We start from the raw sequence: 788 nt of genomic DNA on the forward strand, positions 1-788 counted from the left end.
GTTTGGGCTGGCACTAGTCAACCGACCAAAACTGTCAGATGACGGCAGAGAGCCCAGACTCACCGATGCTGCGCCTTGAACAAATGTCCGCTTCTCGGAGCTGCGGCTACAGACGCGCCAAAATCAAGGACAGTTTTGCAAGGGTTTGTTGCATATAGAAAATGTGTGTGGATGAACGAACTTTACGCGGATCAGGCGGTCAGATTTTTTCATGGCATCTGCAAACCCGATATCTTATCTGGGTTGCATGGACGCCTCCGAACTACTTGTTTTCGCGATTTGCCTTTTGACCCTGAGTTTTCTTGCTGGTGTTATGGACGCAACCAAGGGCGTCGGTCTGAAGAAGAGACTTTTGTGTTGGGGCGCGTGGGCCTTGCTGGCCGCAGTACCAATCTTTTTTCTAATGCAAGTTTTGCCCGATGGGGCAACAACCGTAGCGATCTACAGTTCGTCTGATCGAGAAAATTCACTTGTCGGCCCCATTGGCGCCGCAGTATTTCTTGCTTTTGTTGTTGCTGTTGGGTGGCTTGGGAGACAGCTGGGAAAAGTAGTCAAGGTCAGAATAACTGGCAATGACATGACTTAATACTCAGTCGCCAAGCTGGGCTTGCTACAGTCTTTTGCCGCATTGCAAGATGTGCCAAAATCTAGAGGCGTGTCTCACAAATGGTACCTGCTATTCCTACAAGCGTGACCCTAAGCAGCCATAGACGAAGTTGCAACGAATGTCCCCTTGGTCCCGCTGACCAGCCAATCCTGCCCGGAGATCGAATGGCCGGTTCGGGCTG

The 788-nt window shown here is 51.0% G+C and carries 1 protein-coding gene; it reads left to right on the forward strand.

Annotation, left to right across the window (positions count from 1 at the left end; all coding sequences use genetic code 11):
- Positions 1-247 precede the first annotated feature (247 nt).
- Complete coding sequence (locus tag ACFWW2_RS16610; RefSeq protein ID WP_393929750.1) at positions 248-586, forward strand: hypothetical protein; 339 nt, start codon at positions 248-250, stop codon at positions 584-586.
- Positions 587-788: the final 202 nt, after the last annotated feature.

The sequence above is a fragment of the Yoonia sp. R2-816 genome, assembly GCF_046762905.1.
Taxonomy (GTDB): domain Bacteria; phylum Pseudomonadota; class Alphaproteobacteria; order Rhodobacterales; family Rhodobacteraceae; genus Yoonia.

What these genes read in the sequence shown, in the direction of transcription:
- ACFWW2_RS16610 (WP_393929750.1), top strand. Translation starts at nt 248, where the DNA reads ATGGACGCCTCCGAACTACTTGTTTTCGCGATTTGCCTTTTGACCCTG.